General features: G+C 56.2%; 16 protein-coding genes. 13 read left to right on the forward strand and 3 right to left on the reverse strand.

All coding sequences use genetic code 11. The features are described 5' to 3' along the window. The first annotated feature begins 42 nt into the window (after window positions 1–42). A complete protein-coding gene (locus MHM37_RS16490) occupies window positions 43–696 on the forward strand; it encodes an alpha-hydroxy acid oxidase (RefSeq protein ID WP_239297351.1) in 654 nt (217 codons plus the stop codon). 108 nt (window positions 697–804) lie between these two features. Here the strand turns inward: MHM37_RS16490 and MHM37_RS16495 are convergent, their stop codons facing one another. Then, a complete protein-coding gene (locus MHM37_RS16495; RefSeq protein ID WP_239297352.1) occupies window positions 805–2,475 on the reverse strand; it encodes a PAS domain-containing methyl-accepting chemotaxis protein in 1,671 nt (556 codons plus the stop codon). 458 nt (window positions 2,476–2,933) lie between these two features. Between MHM37_RS16495 and MHM37_RS17205 the strand changes: the two genes are divergently transcribed. The 4 genes from MHM37_RS17205 (at window position 2,934) to MHM37_RS16515 (ending at window position 5,952) form a co-directional block, all read left to right on the forward strand. Then, window positions 2,934–3,095 carry a four-helix bundle copper-binding protein gene (locus MHM37_RS17205; protein ID WP_331272613.1) on the forward strand — a complete coding sequence of 54 codons (162 nt, stop codon included), beginning with the start codon at window positions 2,934–2,936 and terminating at the stop codon, window positions 3,093–3,095. 155 nt (window positions 3,096–3,250) lie between these two features. Then, a complete protein-coding gene (locus MHM37_RS16505; RefSeq protein WP_239297353.1) occupies window positions 3,251–3,982 on the forward strand; it encodes a transporter substrate-binding domain-containing protein in 732 nt (243 codons plus the stop codon). Then, on the forward strand, window positions 3,979–4,929 hold the full coding sequence (locus MHM37_RS16510; RefSeq protein ID WP_239297354.1) for a cation transporter: 951 nt from the start codon (window positions 3,979–3,981) through the stop codon (window positions 4,927–4,929). The genes MHM37_RS16505 and MHM37_RS16510 overlap by 4 nt, the downstream gene beginning before the upstream one ends. A 9-nt stretch (window positions 4,930–4,938) precedes the next feature. Next, complete coding sequence (locus MHM37_RS16515; protein WP_139527053.1) at window positions 4,939–5,952, forward strand: potassium channel family protein; 1,014 nt, start codon at window positions 4,939–4,941, stop codon at window positions 5,950–5,952. 7 nt (window positions 5,953–5,959) lie between these two features. Here the strand turns inward: MHM37_RS16515 and MHM37_RS16520 are convergent, their stop codons facing one another. Together MHM37_RS16520 and MHM37_RS16525 are read right to left on the reverse strand one after the other, a co-directional pair. Beyond that, entirely contained in the window at window positions 5,960–7,645 is a 1,686-nt protein-coding gene (locus MHM37_RS16520) for a GGDEF domain-containing protein (protein WP_239297355.1), read from the reverse strand. 167 nt (window positions 7,646–7,812) lie between these two features. Next, entirely contained in the window at window positions 7,813–8,034 is a 222-nt protein-coding gene (locus MHM37_RS16525; protein WP_239297356.1) for a DUF333 domain-containing protein, read from the reverse strand. 221 nt (window positions 8,035–8,255) lie between these two features. Here MHM37_RS16525 and MHM37_RS16530 point away from each other — a divergent pair, with 221 nt between their 5' ends. From MHM37_RS16530 to MHM37_RS16565, 8 genes are all read left to right on the forward strand, one after another. After that, entirely contained in the window at window positions 8,256–11,504 is a 3,249-nt protein-coding gene (locus MHM37_RS16530; RefSeq protein WP_239297357.1) for a PAS domain-containing protein, read from the forward strand. A gap of 138 nt (window positions 11,505–11,642) precedes the next feature. After that, window positions 11,643–12,131, forward strand: coding sequence for a pyridoxamine 5'-phosphate oxidase family protein (locus MHM37_RS16535; protein ID WP_139527050.1), 489 nt, complete (start codon window positions 11,643–11,645; stop codon window positions 12,129–12,131). Then, a complete protein-coding gene (locus MHM37_RS16540; RefSeq protein WP_239297358.1) occupies window positions 12,124–12,678 on the forward strand; it encodes a CAP domain-containing protein in 555 nt (184 codons plus the stop codon). The genes MHM37_RS16535 and MHM37_RS16540 overlap by 8 nt, the downstream gene beginning before the upstream one ends. Before the next feature lie 253 nt (window positions 12,679–12,931). Then, window positions 12,932–14,257, forward strand: a complete 1,326-nt coding sequence (locus MHM37_RS16545) for a site-specific integrase (RefSeq protein WP_239297359.1) — start codon at window positions 12,932–12,934, stop codon at window positions 14,255–14,257. Further along, window positions 14,254–14,859: a hypothetical protein gene (locus MHM37_RS16550; RefSeq protein WP_153016746.1), complete on the forward strand. Its 606-nt coding sequence runs from the start codon at window positions 14,254–14,256 to the stop codon at window positions 14,857–14,859. Before MHM37_RS16545 ends, MHM37_RS16550 begins: the two co-directional genes overlap by 4 nt. Before the next feature lie 97 nt (window positions 14,860–14,956). Continuing rightward, window positions 14,957–15,148: a helix-turn-helix domain-containing protein gene (locus MHM37_RS16555; protein ID WP_062362402.1), complete on the forward strand. Its 192-nt coding sequence runs from the start codon at window positions 14,957–14,959 to the stop codon at window positions 15,146–15,148. After that, window positions 15,145–15,414, forward strand: coding sequence for a stage VI sporulation protein F (locus tag MHM37_RS16560; RefSeq protein ID WP_239297361.1), 270 nt, complete (start codon window positions 15,145–15,147; stop codon window positions 15,412–15,414). Before MHM37_RS16555 ends, MHM37_RS16560 begins: the two co-directional genes overlap by 4 nt. After that, window positions 15,407–18,208 (forward strand): hypothetical protein, encoded by a 2,802-nt coding sequence (locus tag MHM37_RS16565; RefSeq protein ID WP_239297362.1) that lies wholly within the window; start codon window positions 15,407–15,409, stop codon window positions 18,206–18,208. Before MHM37_RS16560 ends, MHM37_RS16565 begins: the two co-directional genes overlap by 8 nt. Window positions 18,209–18,533: the final 325 nt, after the last annotated feature.

Here is an 18,533-nt window from a genome sequence, read left to right on the forward strand (position 1 = left end):
TCACGGCTTGGAGAGTAGAATTGCTCATGGCGTATCCGTCCTATGTTGGTTGTGATCTGGCGAGATCAATCAACAGGATACGCCACCCTCTCTACTGCCCTCCATACACAAGAACTGAGCTTAACTCTGCTGGATGTGCTCTACCCAGACGGCCCCCCAACTTTCAAAAACCTGGACGCGCTCCTGCCGCCCAACCAACGCAGCGCCCAAGGAGCCTCCGTCATCATTGGTCAGCAGCTCGACCCCTCCCTTAACTGGGAAGATATCGAATGGCTCCGCGACTTATGGCCTGGGAAGCTAATCATCAAAGGTATTTTGGATCCCGAAGAGGCTAGCAAAGCCGCTCAACTTGGTGCCGATGCGATTGTGCTATCCAACCACGGTGGTAGGCAGCTAAACCATGCCATCTCTCCAATGGATATACTGCCAGCTGTCAAAGCTGCCGTCGGGGGACGCTGCCAACTGTTTGTTGATAGTGGTTTTAGGCGGGGTACCGATATTGTAAAAGCATTGGCGCTTGGCGCCGACGCTGTATGGCTAGGCCGCGCCACTCTCTACGGGCTAGCAGCCGGAGGGCAAGCAGGCGCCGAACATGCGCTGGACATTCTGCGCGACGAGGTTGATCGTGCGTTTGGACTCTTGGGTTTCGACAGGCTCGATCAGTTAACAGACAGGTGCTTGGTTAAACTCGCGTAAACATCTCACATGCTAAGATAGGATTAAACGCCCTCAACGGCGTGTTGCACACTCTGCGCCAAAACGCCTAGAACAACACGCCGCTAAGGGGCACTTACTCAACGTGGACTAGAACTGCTCCCACTCACCCGCTGACGACTGCTTGGAGGGCAGCACTTTGGCGGCGGACTGATGGAGCCCAAGCGGCTGCGAGCGGCGTAGCGCTGGCAAAGGCTGCGCGCCTTGTGAGGTTCTGAAGGCGTTGACGCTGTTGGTCAGAGCGGCGGCTTCCCCACTGAGGGTATCTGCCACCCGCCGGTAGCTCTCCATATCCGAGGCGCTGGCTTGGGTCGTGCTGTCGATCTCGGCAATGGCTAGTCCTACTTGGGCAACGCCGTCGCTCTGCTCGCTGGCCGCTCGGCTAATCTCTGCCATCAGGTCGTTGACCCGCTGACTGGCATGTCGGATACGCTGGGTCGCCGCTTGCGTTTCTCGCGTATGAGACGCGCTTTCCAGCACGCTTTGATTGGTGTCCACGATCATGCGCTGCACTTCTTTGGCCGCTTCAGCGGTCTGATTGGAGAGCTTTCGCACCTCTTGGGCCACTACCGCAAAGCCACGTCCGTGTTCGCCAGCACGCGCCGCTTCCACCGACGCATTGAGAGCCAGAATATTGGTTTGAAACGCGATGGCATCGATGGCTTGCACCATGTGTTTCATCCGTTCGGACTGCTTGGTCAACGCGTCCATGGCCTGAGCCAACTCGTCTGTCAGGCGCGACGCGTTGCCCACTTCGGCGAGGTTGGTATCGGCCGCCTTGCTCGCAAGCTGCGCATTCGAGGCGCTTTGACGCACGGTGCTGGAAATCTCCTCCATGCTGGCAGCCGTCTCTTGTACCGCGGAGGCTTGCTGTTCCAGGCGATCCGCCATGTTGGCGTTATTGCTTAGAATTTGGCTCACCACCGGGCCAATGGTGTCCATATTGCGCTGAATATCACTGGCGGTAGAGAGCAGCGAGCGGCGCATGAGCTGAAGTGCCTCCAGCGTTTGACGAAGCGATTGGCGGCGAGTGGAAGGAATCACCGTGTTCAAGTTGCCCGCTGCCAGCTGCAGCGCAATGTCTTTCAGCGATGCGACCGAACGACTCAAGGAACCTAGCAGCAACGCGTTCACCGACCAGATCGCACTTGCCAGCACTAGGGCAAGCACAACCAAAGACCAGCTCTCGAGAGAAAAGCGTTGCGTGATCCACAAGCCACCCCCCAGTAGCGCTACGCTCGCCAAAGACGACAGAACGACGCGCGCCTTCACTCCCTCCCACTGAAACGATGGCAACTTGCCGCGCAACCCTTTGCGCTTGAGTTTGCCGCGCTTTAAATAGTAGGGGCAGTTGTTTTCACGCATTTGACGATACAGGTGATCGAAATAGCGCGCCTTCTCTTCCCCCGCATAAGAGCGAAGCGACGCGTAGCCTTGCAGCTCGCCTTTATCGACGACGGGCACGACATTGGCGTGCACCCAATAGTGGTCGCCGTTTTTACGGCGATTTTTGACGTATCCTTGCCAAGAGAGCCCTTCTCTCAGGGTTGCCCACATATCCCGGTACACCTCAGGCGGCATATCCGGATGCCGAACGACGTTGTGCGGTTCATTCATCAACTCTTCGATGGCGAAGCCGCTCACCTCGATAAAGCGCGGGTTGGCATACGTAATATAGCCGTTGATATCCGTGCGGGAGATTAAGAAGTCATCGGGTTCAATCGGATAATTCGTTTGTGATACATAGCCGTTATTACGCATTGCCACCCCCTTTGGGAGAATACTTTTTACACCTGCAAGCCCAGTAGGCGTACTATGGCTCAGGCGCTAAAAAAAGTAACGGTAGTTACCTAGCATGTCACATTATTTGACATTCCCCCTTAGGCTCAACATAAGCTATACAATGCTTAAAAAAACCTTATTGAAAAATTAAACAATATTAAAAATTAGAGGCATTGCAGGTACGTTGTCTCATCGTCGGCTAGCTTTAACTTTCGACCCATAAGGGAATACCTCCCATTCGTTGACTAGAGTGGCTACAGGAGCTGACGATGCATTTTGGAGCGTTCAAGGAAAAAATCGAGGCTTGTCATATCTGCGCCGCGTATTGTGACCAGTGCGCTACCCAGTGCCTTCAAGAGGATGAAGTACACAAAATGGCCGAGTGCATACGCATGGATATTCAGTGCGCTCAGATCTGTCGCTTGGCGGCGTCCTACATGGCCCAAAACAGCGAATACGCCAATGACATCTGCCAACTTTGCGCCGACATTTGCCAAAAGTGTGCCGACGAGTGTGCCAAACACGACGCTGATCACTGCCAAGCGTGTGCCCAAGCTTGCCAACAGTGTGCCAACGCCTGTGCGAGCATTGCCGCTTAATGTCCGCGCCTTTAACGACATTGTCTTTCAATGGCTCAGCCGTGCTGATAACAGCACGGCTGTTTCTACTGTGTTCGTTATATCATGCAGTAGTGAACGAAACATAAAAGTAGCCGCTTATTAGCCGCCCCTTTAATACTAAGATTTACATCAACGTGAGAAAAAAATCGTCACATAAAAGTTACGCACTATGCCTATGTATAGCGTTTTTTTTAACGCTTGTTGGCTGTCGCTATCCCCAAAATGTAGAACGCAAAATAAGCGATATCGAGGGCGGCACGCTCTTCATCGGTATCACGGAAAACCCACCTTGGGTCATCGCTACCGCTGCGGGCCCCAAAGGGGTGGACATCGGCCTTCTATCCCAGTTTGCCAATAGCCTCGATGCGTCCATCGAGTGGCACTGGGGCAGTGAAAACGAGCTACTGAAAGCGCTCAACCACCACCAGCTCGATATCGTGGCCGGCGGCTTTACTCACAATACGCGTCTTACTCAGCTAGCCGCCACGACACGCCCGTACTTCACCTCACATCATGTCATTGGTATCGCGCCTCATCACCCTAGCGCTCACGCAGCGGGCGACGCTGCCCTCGAGGGCCAAGACATCGCCGTGGCGCGTCTCAATAGCGTCACGCAGTCGATCCGTGCGCTGGGTGCGACTCCCGTGATCACCGAGCGCGTGCATGACGCGCCGGGCTGGGTAGCTGGCCCTCAATGGTGGTTAGAGGCCCATGGCTTTCGACCAACGGCTCATCGACTCACCAGCGAACACCATGTGATGGCGCTACCCAAAGGGGAAAACGCCCTCATGTTGGCGCTTCAACGCCATCTCAATGCCCAATCCTCTCTCTATGAGCAGCTAAAACGCGTCGAGGCCGCTGAATGAAAATACGCAAGCCCTACCGTATGCCTGCTGACAAACAGCGCCAGCTCGATTATTTGGTGGGACTGGAGTGGTGGAACTTGGGGTTTCGGGTCTCAATCATTCTGGTGCTTGGGTTGGTATTAGGCAGCAGCCAAGCCATGAAAGCGGCCTGGATAGAGGACATCCTATCGCTCATTCCTCCCGTGGCATTCTTGATCGCCATGCATTTTCGTAACCGCCCCCCTAACGATACCTTTCCCTACGGCTACCAACGCGCCACGGTGATTGCGTTTTTATGCGCGGCCACGGCACTGAGCCTGATGGGGAGCTTGCTGTTACTGGATTCGATCATGAAACTGATCAGTCAGGAGCACCCCTCAGTAGGCGCTATCTCGCTCTTTGGGCATACGTTTTGGATGGGCTGGTTAATGATCGGTGCCCTCATCTACAGCGTGATTCCTCCCATGGTGATTGGCCGCTTGCAGACCAAAGCCGCCATACAGGTGCATGAAAAAACCGTCTATGTCGATGGTAAGATGAGCAAAGCGGACTGGATGACCGGCCTGGCAGCGATCATCGGCATTTTGGGGATTGGTGCCGGTATCTGGTGGGCAGATGCGCTAGCGGCAGCGCTCATCGCCATCGATGTGACCAAGGACGGCGTAGTGAACCTGAAAGAGGCCGTGGGTGATTTATTGGATCGCCGCCCGCGAATTACGTCGAACACCCAACCCGAGCCGTTAGCCGAGTCGCTGGAAACGGCACTCAAACGATACGAGTGGGTCTTGGACGCTGCCGTTCGACTACGAGAAGAGGGACACGTGTTCAGCGGTGAAGCGTTCATTGTCCCGCGCGATACGCATCGACTGGCCGAGCGCGTTGCCTCGGCAGAGGCCATGCTGAATCATTATGATTGGCGTATTTATGAAGTGGTGGTGAGTGTCACCCCATCCGATTCTTCGAACTAGGAAGCGAGCATGATAGGACATCACTGGCTCGGTATCGTTGGCATTCTTCTAATAACCCTTGCCAATTATGATGCCATCAAGACGACGCTGTCTGCCTCTCACTCTGGCCCTTTGACCAACCGCTCCATTAGCACGGTATGGACCCTGTTACTGGCATTGCATCAACGTCATCGCTGCCACCGCGTACTGTCTGCAGCAGGCCCTTGGCTGACCGTAGGTTTGATGACCGTTTGGCTGCTGCTTGCCCTAGTCGGATGGTGGCTACTGTTTTGCAGCACCGAAGACGCCGTGGTGAACGCCACGACCAAAGCCCCTGCCAACGATGTCGAGCGCCTGTACTATGCGGGCTATACATTGACCACTCTGGGCTACGGCGACTTCGTTCCGGGCAGCGACACTTGGCGGCTTGCACCACCGCTGGCAGCTGCCAACGGCTTTTTTCTCTTTACGCTCACCATTACGTATATGTTGAGCATCATGGCCAATGTCACCGAAAAACGCCATGTCGCGCTGTCCATCCATGCGCTGGGCAATAGCCCCTTACAAATTCTCCGCGCGACCCATGATAATGGGAAGTACACAAGCTTGGTACAGCAGCTACAACCACTCCAACAGGCCATTAGCCGGTTGGGGCAGCAGCATCTGGCGTATCCCATTTTGCACTATTATCACGACCCTAACCGTCAAAAATCGCTACCGGTTGCTCTCGCGAAACTCTATCAAGCGCTGGTCATTGCACAAATTGCTTGCCCCGATATCGACCACGCGACGCGGCAACAGCTTAAAACGGGCATCGTCACGCTTGAAAACTTTCTCGCGACGTTAGACAGCGCGTTCATCGACCCTACCCCTACCCTCCCAGAGCTACCTTCGCTAGCAGAGTACCAACGATTGCCTGGCATCACCGCCGCTCACCAAGAGATACATCAACAGCTTGCCACCCGCCAACAGCGGTTACTGGCTGCCTACGTGCATAAAGATGGCTGGGCATGGCCAAACGTCTGGCAAAACGAGTCATCATAGCCGCTAGCTACTGCTCGCTGGACGACACGGCCCCTTCCCATACTTCACAACGGTCGCGGCCGTTATTCTTGGCTTTGTACAACGCTGTGTCGGCTAAGCGCAGTAGCCTTTTAGGGTCCATGGTGTGAGCCGGATACGTGGCGATTCCGCAAGAGAGCGTAATGCGTCCAAGCGGCTGATGAAGGTGACTCAACGCTTGGTTACGCTGTGCCTTCAGCAGTTTCTCGGCACGCGTTTGCGCCTCGGCCGTTCCGGTGCCCGGTAGGAGCGCGACGAACTCCTCGCCCCCCAACCGACACACCACGTCTGTACCGCGAAAATGCTTCTTTAACAGCGCCGCGACCTCGATCAAAACGGCATCGCCAGCGTCGTGGCCAAAGTTATCGTTCACTTTCTTGAAATGATCGATATCGATCATCAGCAGCGAAAGCAGGCTTCCCTTACGCTGCGCGAGCGCCATTTCCTGATGTAGCAAGGTGTCGAAATGGCGACGGTTATTGAGGCCGGTCAGGGCATCCTGAAGCGAGAGCCCCTTGAGCTGCTCGACCAAGGTATCTAGCTCTGCCGTTCGCGCCGTCACCTGTGCTTCTAGCGTCTGGTTGGCCGCAGCAAGCTGACGCTGCGTATGACGGTAGTGCCACAGCGAAATCCCCACGATAGCCAAAGAGAAGCCCAACGCCCCATAGCTCAGTGGCACATCGCGCCGAGGGATCAGCTCGTGCGCCACCAACATGTCCAGCAACAGAAGTGGCGCAAACAGCAGGAAACTAGTGACGAACAGCCGCTGCTCCAAATTCAAACGACGCACTCGCAGCAGCGCCAGCAGAAGCATGAGGGGGAGCGTGAGCAACAGCAGCACATCGAATATGGGGAACGTTAGTGCCAAGTTCACCACGCCAAGTGCGACCAGACCAATCGAAGCCACGAGGTACGCCAAATGGAGCTGCCATAAACGCCTCATCCAGCGCTTTGGTACACCATCCAACCAGTGGCTCAGCATCAAGCCTATGGCAATGGGCAGTGTAAAGTAGCTGGCGGCTCTTAAAATGTCCCAGGTAAGCGGCGCGTCTGCCAACAGCTGCCGAACGGGGGTCTCTGCCAACAGCATCAACCCTGACGAAAACGCAAACAGCGCGATGGCGAAAAAGCCCCGACGCTCAGGCCCAATCATGGCAAAAATCGCTGCCAACGTCGCCAGTAGCAGGCTGAAGGCACTCACCGCAAGGTCCTGTACCGAAGCGTGGAGCATCCCCTTTAGCGCATCGATACGATCGGTGATTTCTACATCGCCCCACAGCCCGATGCTGGTGTAATCGGAGTGGATACGCAGCGCCAGCGTCTTGCCCGCCGAATTCTCCGGCAGCGGAACCAAATGCCACGGCCAACCGATGAAACGAGGCGCTTCCATATCGCCATGCTGATAAATCAGCGTGCCATCGAGGTAGATCTGCCCCACCAAGTTAATGCTGGTAATGTGCAACACCGGGTCACGCCACTCTCCCTCTGGCAAGACCGTTTTAAACCACACGGACTTCTGGCCGTTGCGCTCCGGGGGGTTAGAAGGAAAATCTATGGGGCTCCAAGGCGCGTCATCCTCTAAAGAAGCATCTCCCCAGCGATACTCCCAATCGGTCAGCGGTGCAGGCGCGCTAGCGTAGGCCGAAGAACCGGACAGCAACAGCAAGCCAGCCATTATTCCTACGCAAAAAAAGCGCAACAAGACGTTGAACGTACCCATCCGATCCCCTAGCTGGCGTGACCCACCAGCTCACCCTATTTTTTATTAACGCTAACCTTATACGCTCAAAATTGCGTTGATAGCACGTTTGATGCGTTTCAAACGCCTATTCGTTGGTGGCGTTAATCATTATCCAATCGCTCTGTTCGATATAAGTGCCACTCGTTTTCGACCCGACCATCCGGCAGTCGACAGTAACGTCCCGTTCCCAAAGCGCTTTCGCGGGTGAGGCGCTCGCCGCCCAGGCTGACGCAATACGCCGCAGCCGCCGTCTGCATATCAGCGCCTTCTCCTCCCGCACAGCCTACTAACGCCACCATCATTATTAAGATGCTATGTTTCATTCGTGGTACTCCTCACTCTACTTCGCCGCATCAGGCCCGCCAAACGGCGCTCCACAATTTTTCACATCTCAACGACGCTCAAGCCACGTCTCTCTCTACACCCCACCACCATAAGCCATTATGCTGTGAAGGCAGCTTGACGGACCAATATAAATTTAAACGCAGCGGCTAGTGCGTCGTCACCCTTGCACACTTTCAGTAGGTCACTCGATGGTCACGCCATGAAAACACCCCAGGGCTCCATAAGCCGCGCTGCACCTGCGTTAGAAGCGAATGTTGACCACGGTTTGAACGATGGCAAGCTCCCTCGTTTCGAGCGTGTGGCGCGCCTCGCGCAACAGGTGTTCGGCGTGCCCATCGTGCAAGTCTATCTACGTCAACATGACCGCTTGGAGCTCGCGACGAGCCAGGGCCTGTCGGAAACCAGCGCAGCCGCGTTAGCACACGCATTTCGTCGCCATGCGCTCTTTCCAAGCGATTGTTTGATCGTCGAGGACGCCCAGGCGGATATCCGCTTCGCCGATCACCCCATGGTTCAGGCCGCCCCCTTCGTCCGCTTCTTTGCCGGGATACAGTTGGCTACGTCTTCGGATCGCTCGGCAGGCTGTCTCTGCCTGTTCGACACGGTTCCAAGAGCCTTCACGAAAGAACAGATTGCGCTGCTTCACGACATCGCCGCAACGATAGAGGCACTGATCCAGGACGATATCGGTCACCACGCCTCTCACTCTGCGCTGTCGCTGGCACTGCAAAAAAGCGAGCGCCGTGCCCGATTGGTCATCGAAGGCACTGGCGTCGGCACCTGGCAGTGGAACGTACAAACGGGAGAGACCGTTTTCAACGAGCGGTGGGCACAGATCGTTGGCTATACGCTGGAAGAGCTCAGCCCCATCACCATCAATACGTGGTTGGACCTTGCACACCCCGACGACTTGGCTCACTCTGCCGCCCTACTCGATGCGCATTTTCGAGGAGAAACGGAAAGCTATAGCTGCAAAGCAAGAATGCGTCACAAGCAGGGCCACTGGGTGTGGGTGCACGACCGCGGGCAGGTGTTCGACTGGACCTCAGAGGGTCAGCCGCTGTTGATGTATGGCACCCATACCGACATCACCCACGAGATCGAGGCGCAGCAGGCCTTGCAAGCCAGCCGGGATGAGTTTGCGTCACTGTTGAGCAACATGCCCGGGGTGACCTATCGCTGCTTACCGGATGAGAACTGGACCATGCTCTACATCAGCGGGCAAATCGACCAGGTCAGCGGCCATACCGCGAAAGAACTCATCAATAACGCGTGCCTCAGCTATGCCGACATCATTCATCCCGACGATGCCGCCGCCGTGGGCGACGCGATCGAAACCGCCCGCGCCGCCAGCGAAGGTTGGCATATCGAGTACCAGATACGCCACCGCGATGGCCGTTGGCGCTGGGTCGAAGAGCGCGGCAACTGGGTGACAGGCGATGCCCAACACCCCTTGATCATGGAAGGGTTCATCGTCGACATTACCCGTGAGCACGAAGCCCGCGTGCAGCTTCGCAAACACCACGATGCGCTGCTGCTGCTCAACGATATCGCGTTCAATACGCTCGACACCCTCGATGCCAAAATTCAGTATGCACTGCATACGACGCGTCACTATCTCGGTTTGGACCTAGCGATCCTCAGCCAGATCGAGGGCGAGGTATACACCGCTCGATGGGTAGAGTGCTCCCCCGGCATGCCACTGGCGGCCGGTGAGCGCTTCGATTTAGGCAGCACTTGGTGCCAACTACTCTTCACCGGACAGAAAAAAGAGCTGTTTATCGCCAATGTCGCCAACAGTGAGTTTCATGCTCACCCCTGTTATCAAGCCTTTCCTCTTGGCGCCTATGCCGCCATCGTCATCGAAGTGGAGGGCCAAGTGTTCGGTACGCTCAACTTCTCCTCAGCCTCACCCCGGGGCAGCGAGTTTGATGAAAGCGAAACCTTGTTTCTAAGACTACTCGCCCGCTGGCTGGCTGATACCTTGACCAACAGTTTGAGCAACGAGCGGATTACCAAGCTCATGGCGCAACTGCCTGGCGTCATTTATCAGTACCGACAGTTTCCCGACGGACGGCCCACGTTCCCGTTCAGCTCGCCGCAAATTCAATCCCTTTACGGCATGACGCCCAAACAGGCGGCCCAAGACGCCACTCCCGCCTTCGAGCGCATTCATCCAGACGACCTGGCATCCGTGGCGTCCGCCATACAGCACTCTGCCCATACGCTCGGGGACTGGCATGCCACGTATCGCGTACGAAACGATCAGGGCGTGTACCGCTGGACAGCCGGTCAGGCGCGGCCAGAGCGGCTCGCCGATGGCAGCGTGCTATGGCATGGCTACCTGCACGACATCCATGAACAAGAATTGGCACGAAAAGCTCTGGAGCGCAACGAGAGTCGTCTTAGAGGCCTTTTTGAGTTTGCCCCCATTGGCATTGCGCTCAACGATTTCGAGACCGGGCAGTTCATCGATCTCAACGACGCCTTGACGCTGCCCTCTGGCTATACCCGTGACGAGTTCGTCCAGCTCAGCTACTGGGACCTTACGCCCCGAGAGTACCAAGCCATGGAAGAGCAAGTGCTCATGAGCCTCAAAAACGAGGGCCGCTACGGGCCTTTCGAAAAAGAGTACATCCGCAAGGATGGCAGCCGCTACCCGGTTCGTTTGCAGGGCATGCTGAGCCATGACCCCGACGGGCGCCCCGTCATCTGGTCACTGATCGAAGACATTACCGAGCGCCGACGGCTGGATAAGATGAAGAATCAGTTCATCGCTACCGTGAGCCACGAACTGCGCACCCCGCTCACCTCCATCAATGGCTCGTTAGGGCTTCTGGCAGGCGGCGTCGTGGGCGAACTGCCTGCCCCCGCCAATGCGCTGTTGGAAACCGCCCAACGTAACGTGCAGCGGCTTGCCACGCTCATCAACGACCTGCTGGATATGGAGAAATTGGTGGCAGGCAAAATGCCCATGAACCTGGCCGCGCAGCCATTGACCCCGCTGGTGGTAGAGGCGATCGACTCCATGGCCGGGTACGGCGAGCAGCACGGGGTCCGTATTGAAGCCACGCCACAGTGGCCAGAGGTGCGCGTCAACGTCGATGGTCAACGGCTGATTCAAGCGCTAACCAACTTGATGTCGAATGCCGTCAAATTCACGCCGAAAGATCGTCCGGTCGAGATCTCCGTTACGCACCAACAGTCAACCGTCAACATTAGCGTCCGCGATCACGGACCAGGTGTCGACCCCGACTTTCAACCCCACCTCTTCAAGCGTTTTTCCCAAGCGGACGCTAGTGACACGCGCAAGCTCCCCGGTACCGGCTTGGGGCTCGCCATTACCCGAGAAATTGCCCAGCAGCTGGGGGGCGAGGTGTACTACCGAGATGCCAACGGCGGCGGTGGCGAATTCACTATCGAACTCCCCGGAGAGCTGATTTGCTGATCTCCTCAATGGCAGCTAGGCTAATGAAAGGATTTGTACAACACCGCACGAATCCTATTAGCTTTTGCATAAGCATTGCCCCAGAAAGAGGCGATTGGCAATCGCCCACTGCTAGCCATTCATAAGGAGAGTGACGCCATGTCTAGCCCAGAGCATAAGCAAAAAATCTGGAAAATGATCAAGGATATCAAAGTCGGCATGCTGGTGACGTTAGACCATGACATGCCTCGCGCCCGCCCCATGCACCTCGTGCAAGACGACTACGACGGCACGCTTTGGTTCTATACTCGTCGTAGTGCTGAAAAAGTACTGGAAACCAAAAGCGATCACGATGTCTGTCTTAGCTTTTCGGACCAAGACGACGGTGTCTACGTCTCCTTATCCGGTAAGGCCAACGTCATCGACGACCGTGAGCTGATCGACAAGTACTGGAACCCCTTCGTCGCGGCCTGGTTCCCTGAAGGCAAAGACGACCCTGATGTCGCCCTACTGGAAGTGAAAGTAGAAATGGGTGAGCACTGGAAAGCCAAAGAGAGCAAAACGTTCCAGCTGTACGAAATCGCCAAAGCCAATCTCAAAAAAGACGCCACACCCAACTTGGGCGAAAATGAGAAGTTCGGTGGATAAGCCGTTCATGAAGCGCCCGGCTGCCCGGGCGCTTTGTTCGATCGCGTGGATGGCAACGGTCTGGATAACGCATGCGCCCGCCTCATCCGCCAATAAGGCATCCCCCGCGTCCGAAGCGTGCGCTCCCACCGAACGGCAGCAAACGATGCTTGACCGCGTCAACCAAGCTCGAGGCCAAGCCCGCCAATGCGGCGAACGTTCTTTCGATGCCGCTAGCCCCCTTACTTGGAGCTGCTCGCTCACCACCGCCGCCCAAGCTCACGCCGACGACATGGCCACGAACGACTACTTCAGCCATACCGGGCAAGGCGGCAGCAGCATGAGTGATCGCGCTACTCAGCACGGCTATACGTGGCGAAGGATGGGCGAAAACATCGCCGCTGGCCACACCACCGCCGACGCAGCCATCGAAAGCTGGATCGAAAGCCCGGGGCACTGCCGCAACCTCATGAACGATGCCTTTACCGACATGGGCATGGCGCACGCAGAAGATAGTGACTCTCGATTTACGCACTACTGGGTGCAAACGCTAGGCGCGCCGCGCTAGTCGTTAGAAATGAAGAAGACACGGGGGCGTTTGGCGTCCCTGGCAGGAGTCGAACCTGCGACCTGCCGCTTAGGAGCGGGATTTAAGCCTGTTTTTTGCATTATCTAGCATTCCTTTAACCACCCACTAAAACATATAAAATCAATGACTTAATAACCAATATCATCCTTTTGTGTCTTATGCTTTCCCACGCTATACTGCACTTTCTGTGGGGGCGCCTGTGGGGGCGAAAATTCCCCATATAGGAGACACAATGCTAAGCACTGAAAAACAGGTCATTGCCTTCAAGCCCGCTGATGACAAAGCCAAGGTAAGGGAAGGCGTTACTAATCGTGGTTTTGGGGGGCTGGCACTGGAAGCCCGTAGCGACCGTGAAGCCAAGGCGTGGCTTTATCGTTACCGCATTAACGGGAAACAATGCGAGCTACAGCTAGGCACTTACCCGGCCATGAAATTAACCGAGGCTCGCCAAGCCCACCGGGAAGCGGTAAAGGTCGTAGAGCAAGGCTTAGACCCACGAAAACAACGCGCGTCTGAAAAGGCCACCAATTTAGCCGCATGGACAATGAGGGATGCTTTCAACCGCTGGATAGAGCACTACCAACAGCAACCGGGCCGCAACAAGCAGCCACCTACCGCCAAGACGGTAGCCCAACAGCGTGGCCGTTGGCGCCGTCACCTTGCCCCCCGGCTGGCTGATTTTTACGTTCGTGACGTATCCCGGCGCTTGCTTATCGATGTACTAGAACAGGCATCCAAAAGTGCCAAGGTAGAAGCCCGCCATAGTCTGAACCTACTGCGTCAACTGCTACGCTACTGCCAAAAGCGTGAACAAATCGACGTGAACCCCACTGATGGCCTGACCCCTGCCGATATTGCCGCGTCTGCGTCTGCCCCGCGTCAACGTCACCTGCCCCTGCCTGAGTTGCGCCAGCTATGGCAAGCCATAGACGACGCCCGCGCGGATAGTGAAGGCAAAGCCACTACCGCCGTGCTGAGCGTTCCGGTAGCCAATGCGCTGAAGCTTCTGGTACTGACCGGCTGCCGTCGTGGCGAGGTGGCCTTTATGCGCTGGGATGAAATCAACAAAACAGAATGGACAATACCGGCTGAGCGCACCAAGTCACGGCGCCAGCATAAAGTTCACCTTTGCCCACTGGCGCTTGAGCTACTGGCAGAACAGCGCCAGCTAGCCGCCGGGGAGTTCGTTTTTACGTCTACCCAAGGCACTGGCAGGCCGCTACACCCAGACAGCCTCAGCACCACCATAGCGCGCTTACAGGGCCGCGCTAGAAAGGAGCATGACGAAACCGCCCCGCTCTATCACCTGGAGCACTTCACTACCCACGACTTGCGCCGCTCGTTTGCGACCCAGGCCACTGAAACACTGATGGCTGACCCGCTGCTAGTCGAAATGATGCTAGCCCATGCGCCGCCCAAACTGATGGGCACCTACAACCGCGCCGCGCGCTGGAAGTCTCAAGTAGACGTATGGCAGCGCTGGGGGGAAACGGTCGCCAACATGGTAGCGAGGGATCCCGGCTCAAACGTGGTGACATTGCGGGGAGGTGTGGCGTGATGACGCCAGAGCAAGAGAATGTAATTAATGAGCTACGTGAACAACTCAAGGAAGAACTCACAACAACAATTCGACAAAGAAGGGAAGAACAACGCGCAGCATATGAATATTTTTTCGCTACTTCCCCACGAATAAGCTTGGGTGAACACTTTGAACCCGCTGACCATGTCGCCAGTTTTGCAGCGTTTGACCCTGGTTCATATGACGCGGCCAAAGTCATTGCTGCCGAACTCTTGGAAAACGGCCAACCGCTGCCGGAAAGGCTTGCAGGCTTTGTTGCGCAAGTCCTTAGAGGTTTGGAAAGACCAAAAACAAATCAAGGAAAACGTGGCAACACTGACCTGAGAAATGAAACCTTAGCCTTTGCCGTATGGCGCTTAGAAATTGAGGGAATTCATCCTACTAAGGCTAATGAAAGCGTAAAGCTTTGTGGTTGCGACATTGTGGCAGATTTATACGACGAATTATTAGCCAATGATATTGAAGGTACGATTCTAAAACCAAAGGGGGGCGAGTTTTCCCGCGCAACTATGCGAGAAATCTGGCTTAAAGATCCCGACATAAAAATCTGGAAACAATGGCAATCCTGTCTACCTGAGTAGACTTCCACGTGGTGATAAGCCAATCCTTTATCACCACGTAACAAGCCCGCCCGCTGCCCTTAGTCTGAAATAGTCCATTTCATACCGAGGGTACACCATGCAAGACCAAGCAGCTTTTCTTAAAGACACCGAAGCCTGCAACCGTTATGGCGTTGCCCGCTCTACCTGGTGGCGCTGGCTTTCTGAAGGAGTCATTCCCACCCCTGTAAAAATTGGCCCGCGTGCTACCCGCTGGCGCTTATCTGACCTTGAAGCATGGGAAGCCAAACGCGGGGAGGTGGTGTCATGAGCCGCCGCTTAATTCGACTAGCCGCCGCCTTGGCTAAAGGCCCCGTTACCCGTGAACAGGCTGACCGGATAGCGCCAGCCAGTAATGGCCCCCACTTTATTGGAGTGTTGCGCCGCAAGCTGGAAATTGACCTTGATTGTGACCGCGTACCGTTCACGACAAAAGACGGGGAACCGTCATGGTATGGCCGCTATACGCCCACCCCAGAGGAACGCGCCAAGCTGATGACGTTTGTGGTTGAACAAGGAGGGTGCCTTGATGACTAGCGCAGAAAATAGCCCCGCTGTGGCTGCAACCACTGGCGAGGCTCAAAGTATTACTTCACACGAAAAGAATAGCACCGTTACCGCCGCCCTGACCATTATCACGTCAACGAAACCGGCACGGCTGGCCAAGTGTTACCGGCTGGCTGATGGCGAGCTGGTGAAGGATCCCGGCGGGGATATGTCGCAAGGTAGCGCCGCCGTTGAAAGCGTGGATAGTCTGGCGACTTTTGCCCGCTTGCTGCAATCACTCAAGACGAACCAAGCACTGGCCTATGGCCGTCCTGAGCGCATGAATACCGGGCTGGTATCTAAGCGCCGCTGGCTGGAAGCGGGCCGTCCTGATGACCATATTCCCCGCAGTAAGGAACATTTTTCATGGCCTGCTGGCGCTGGTGTCATGATGGCCGATTATGACCCCGGCGCTGGTGCGAACACGCTTTCCCGTGATGACCTGCTGGCTTGCCTTCATGAAGCCGTGCCCGCATTGGCTGACGTTGCCGCGCTGTGGTGGCCTTCATCGTCTAGCCATATTGTGAACACGGAAACCGGCGATGATTTAACCGGGCTGCATGGTCAGCGGTTGTACTGGCTGGCGCTGGATGCCCGAGATATTGAGCGGGCTGGTAAGGCGCTACAAACCTATCTTTGGGCTGCTGGCCATGGTTGGGTAGAAGTGGGCGCTGCTGGTCAACGGCTGAAGCGTACCCTGCTGGATGCCAGTGTTTACCAAGCCAACCGGCTGGACTTTGCCGCCGGTGCCGAATGCATCCCGCCGCTAGCACAACAGCGAGGCGAGCCGGTGCCCGTTGGTGGTGTGGTGGCTGTGCTGGATACCCAAGCGGTAATTCCCGACCCGGATCCCGCTACCTTGGCCGCTGCTGAAAAGAATAGGGTAGCGGCAATGCTTGCCGCCAAGCCCGAGGCCGATATGGTGCAGGCTGACTATATTGAAACCCGCGCCAGCGAAATGGCAGGCAGTGAGGCCAGCGACGAAACGCTAGAGCAGAACCGGGAAACCGTAAAGCGCGCACTAAATAACGGCGTATTGGCTGGAGACTTCCCCATCATGCTGGTGGCTGACAATGGCAGCCAACAAGCGCTAACCGTTGGGGATGTGCTGGATAACCCCGAGCGCTATCACAATAGCCTGACGCTCGACCCCATCGAACCTGAATACCAAGGTGGTAAGACGGTAGGTAAGTTGTACCTGATGGGTGCCCGCCCGCGTCTGTATTCGTTTGCCCATGGTGGTAAAACGTACAAGCTGAGCAGGCCACCCGCGCGCGTGGAGCTAGTCAAAGGGCGTACTGTGGAAGCGGTGGAGCAAGTGCTTGGCATTATGCGCCGTGCCCCTGATGTGTTTGATTTTGGCGGGCCGTTGGTGACTGCTACGGATGGCCGCGTTTACCCGCTGGATGAACACGCCCTGAAGCACTGGCTTGGCGGTGCTACGCAATTCTGGCGCTGGCATAAGCTGAATAACGGGGATCACGTGGAAGTGCTAGAGGATCCCCCGGTAAGCGTGGCCAAGGCCCTGCTATCCCTTGGTGAGCGCCGCGCGTTGAAGCCGCTGAACGCTATTATCACCGCGCCTACTTTGCGCCTTGATGGCTCGCTGCTGAACCGTCCCGGCTTTGATGAAGCTACCGGCCTGCTGTTGGAGGCAGAAGGCGACGACATCCATCCGGTGCCCATGCACCCGACCGGGGAGCAGGTCGAAACAGCGCTAGAACGCCTGATGCTGCCGTTTGCTGACTTCCCGCTAGTAGGCCCCGTAGATAAGGGCGTTTTGCTTGCTGCGCTGCTGACAGCCGCTGTTCGCCCCATTCTACCCACCGCGCCAGCCGTTGGCTTTGATGCACCCACCCAAGGCAGCGGTAAGACCCTGCTAGCCAAGTGCGTGGCTGTGCTGGCGCTGGGGGAAGTGCCCACGATATGGCCGCATACCCACGCCCGCGATGATGAAGAAATCCGCAAGCGTATCATGACCATCCTGATGACCGGCACCCGTGCGGTGATATGGGATAACGTCATTGGCGTATTTGATAGCGCCGCCCTGGCTGGCGCGCTGACTTCCCAGCATTACAGCGACCGCATACTAGGCAAAACTGGCCATGCTAACGTGCCCAATAAAGCGCTTTGGCTGCTGACCGGGAATAACCTGACGTTGGCCGGGGATTTACCGCGCCGCGTTCTCAAGTGCCGGATAGACCCCGAAACGGATAGGCCCTTTGCCCGTCAATTCGACTTGGATCCCGAGGCGTATTGCCAACGGCACCGCCAGCGCATGGTAGCCGATGCCCTAACCGTGATTTGTGGCTGGCTGGCGTCTGGTGATGCGCCAGCACCGGGAAACATGGCGAGCTTTGAAGCATGGGACTTGATGGTAAGGCAGCCAGTGGCGTGGGTAGCCCGCCGTTTTGACCTGCTGGGGGAGTATGCCGACCCGATGGAAGCGGTGGATGCTGCCCAAGCGGCTGACCCTGAGCAGGAACAGTTAGACGCGCTACTGTGCGCGCTGGCTGATGTGTTCGGTGCCGATCCCTTCACCGCTAAGGAGGTGAAGAAGATCCACGACAACTATCACGACCCCCAGCTAAAAGACTTTGCCTTGCCTGATGCTGAGCAAGCATTGGCGGAAACTATAAGCGAGTTCAGGACTGGAAGGCAGCTAACGACCCGCGCCGTGGGGAACGTGCTCAAGTTCCGGGCTGACCGCGTGGTAAACGGTAGGCGCTTGCGGCGTCGCAATGGCCGGGGAGGCATTGCCGCGTGGGTAATTGAGAACGTCTAACATCCATTGCCTGAAATGGTTGCTTTGGTTGGTCTGGTGAGTCTGTTTTCTACCGTCATGAAATAGGCATACCAGAATCTTTATAGATACCCATAGCGAAACAGGGGAAATCTAACCAACCAGAGCAACCAAACCCACCATAAGGCGGAATTTCCCGACTATAAAAGGAGCCAACGTCATGGGAGGGTGTACAGCTACCCTAGCCCGGATTTCTCACAGGGTATAAAAGAAAGCGGCTGAAAGTGCTATGATTTCAAGAACCTAACCAATCCATCAAGCACCAACAGCCGCTTCCAAAATGGTACCTGAAAAGCTGACCTTCTCG

It is taken from the genome of Halomonas sp. MMH1-48, assembly GCF_022348105.1.
In the GTDB taxonomy this organism is placed as follows: Bacteria; Pseudomonadota; Gammaproteobacteria; order Pseudomonadales; family Halomonadaceae; genus Vreelandella; species Vreelandella piezotolerans.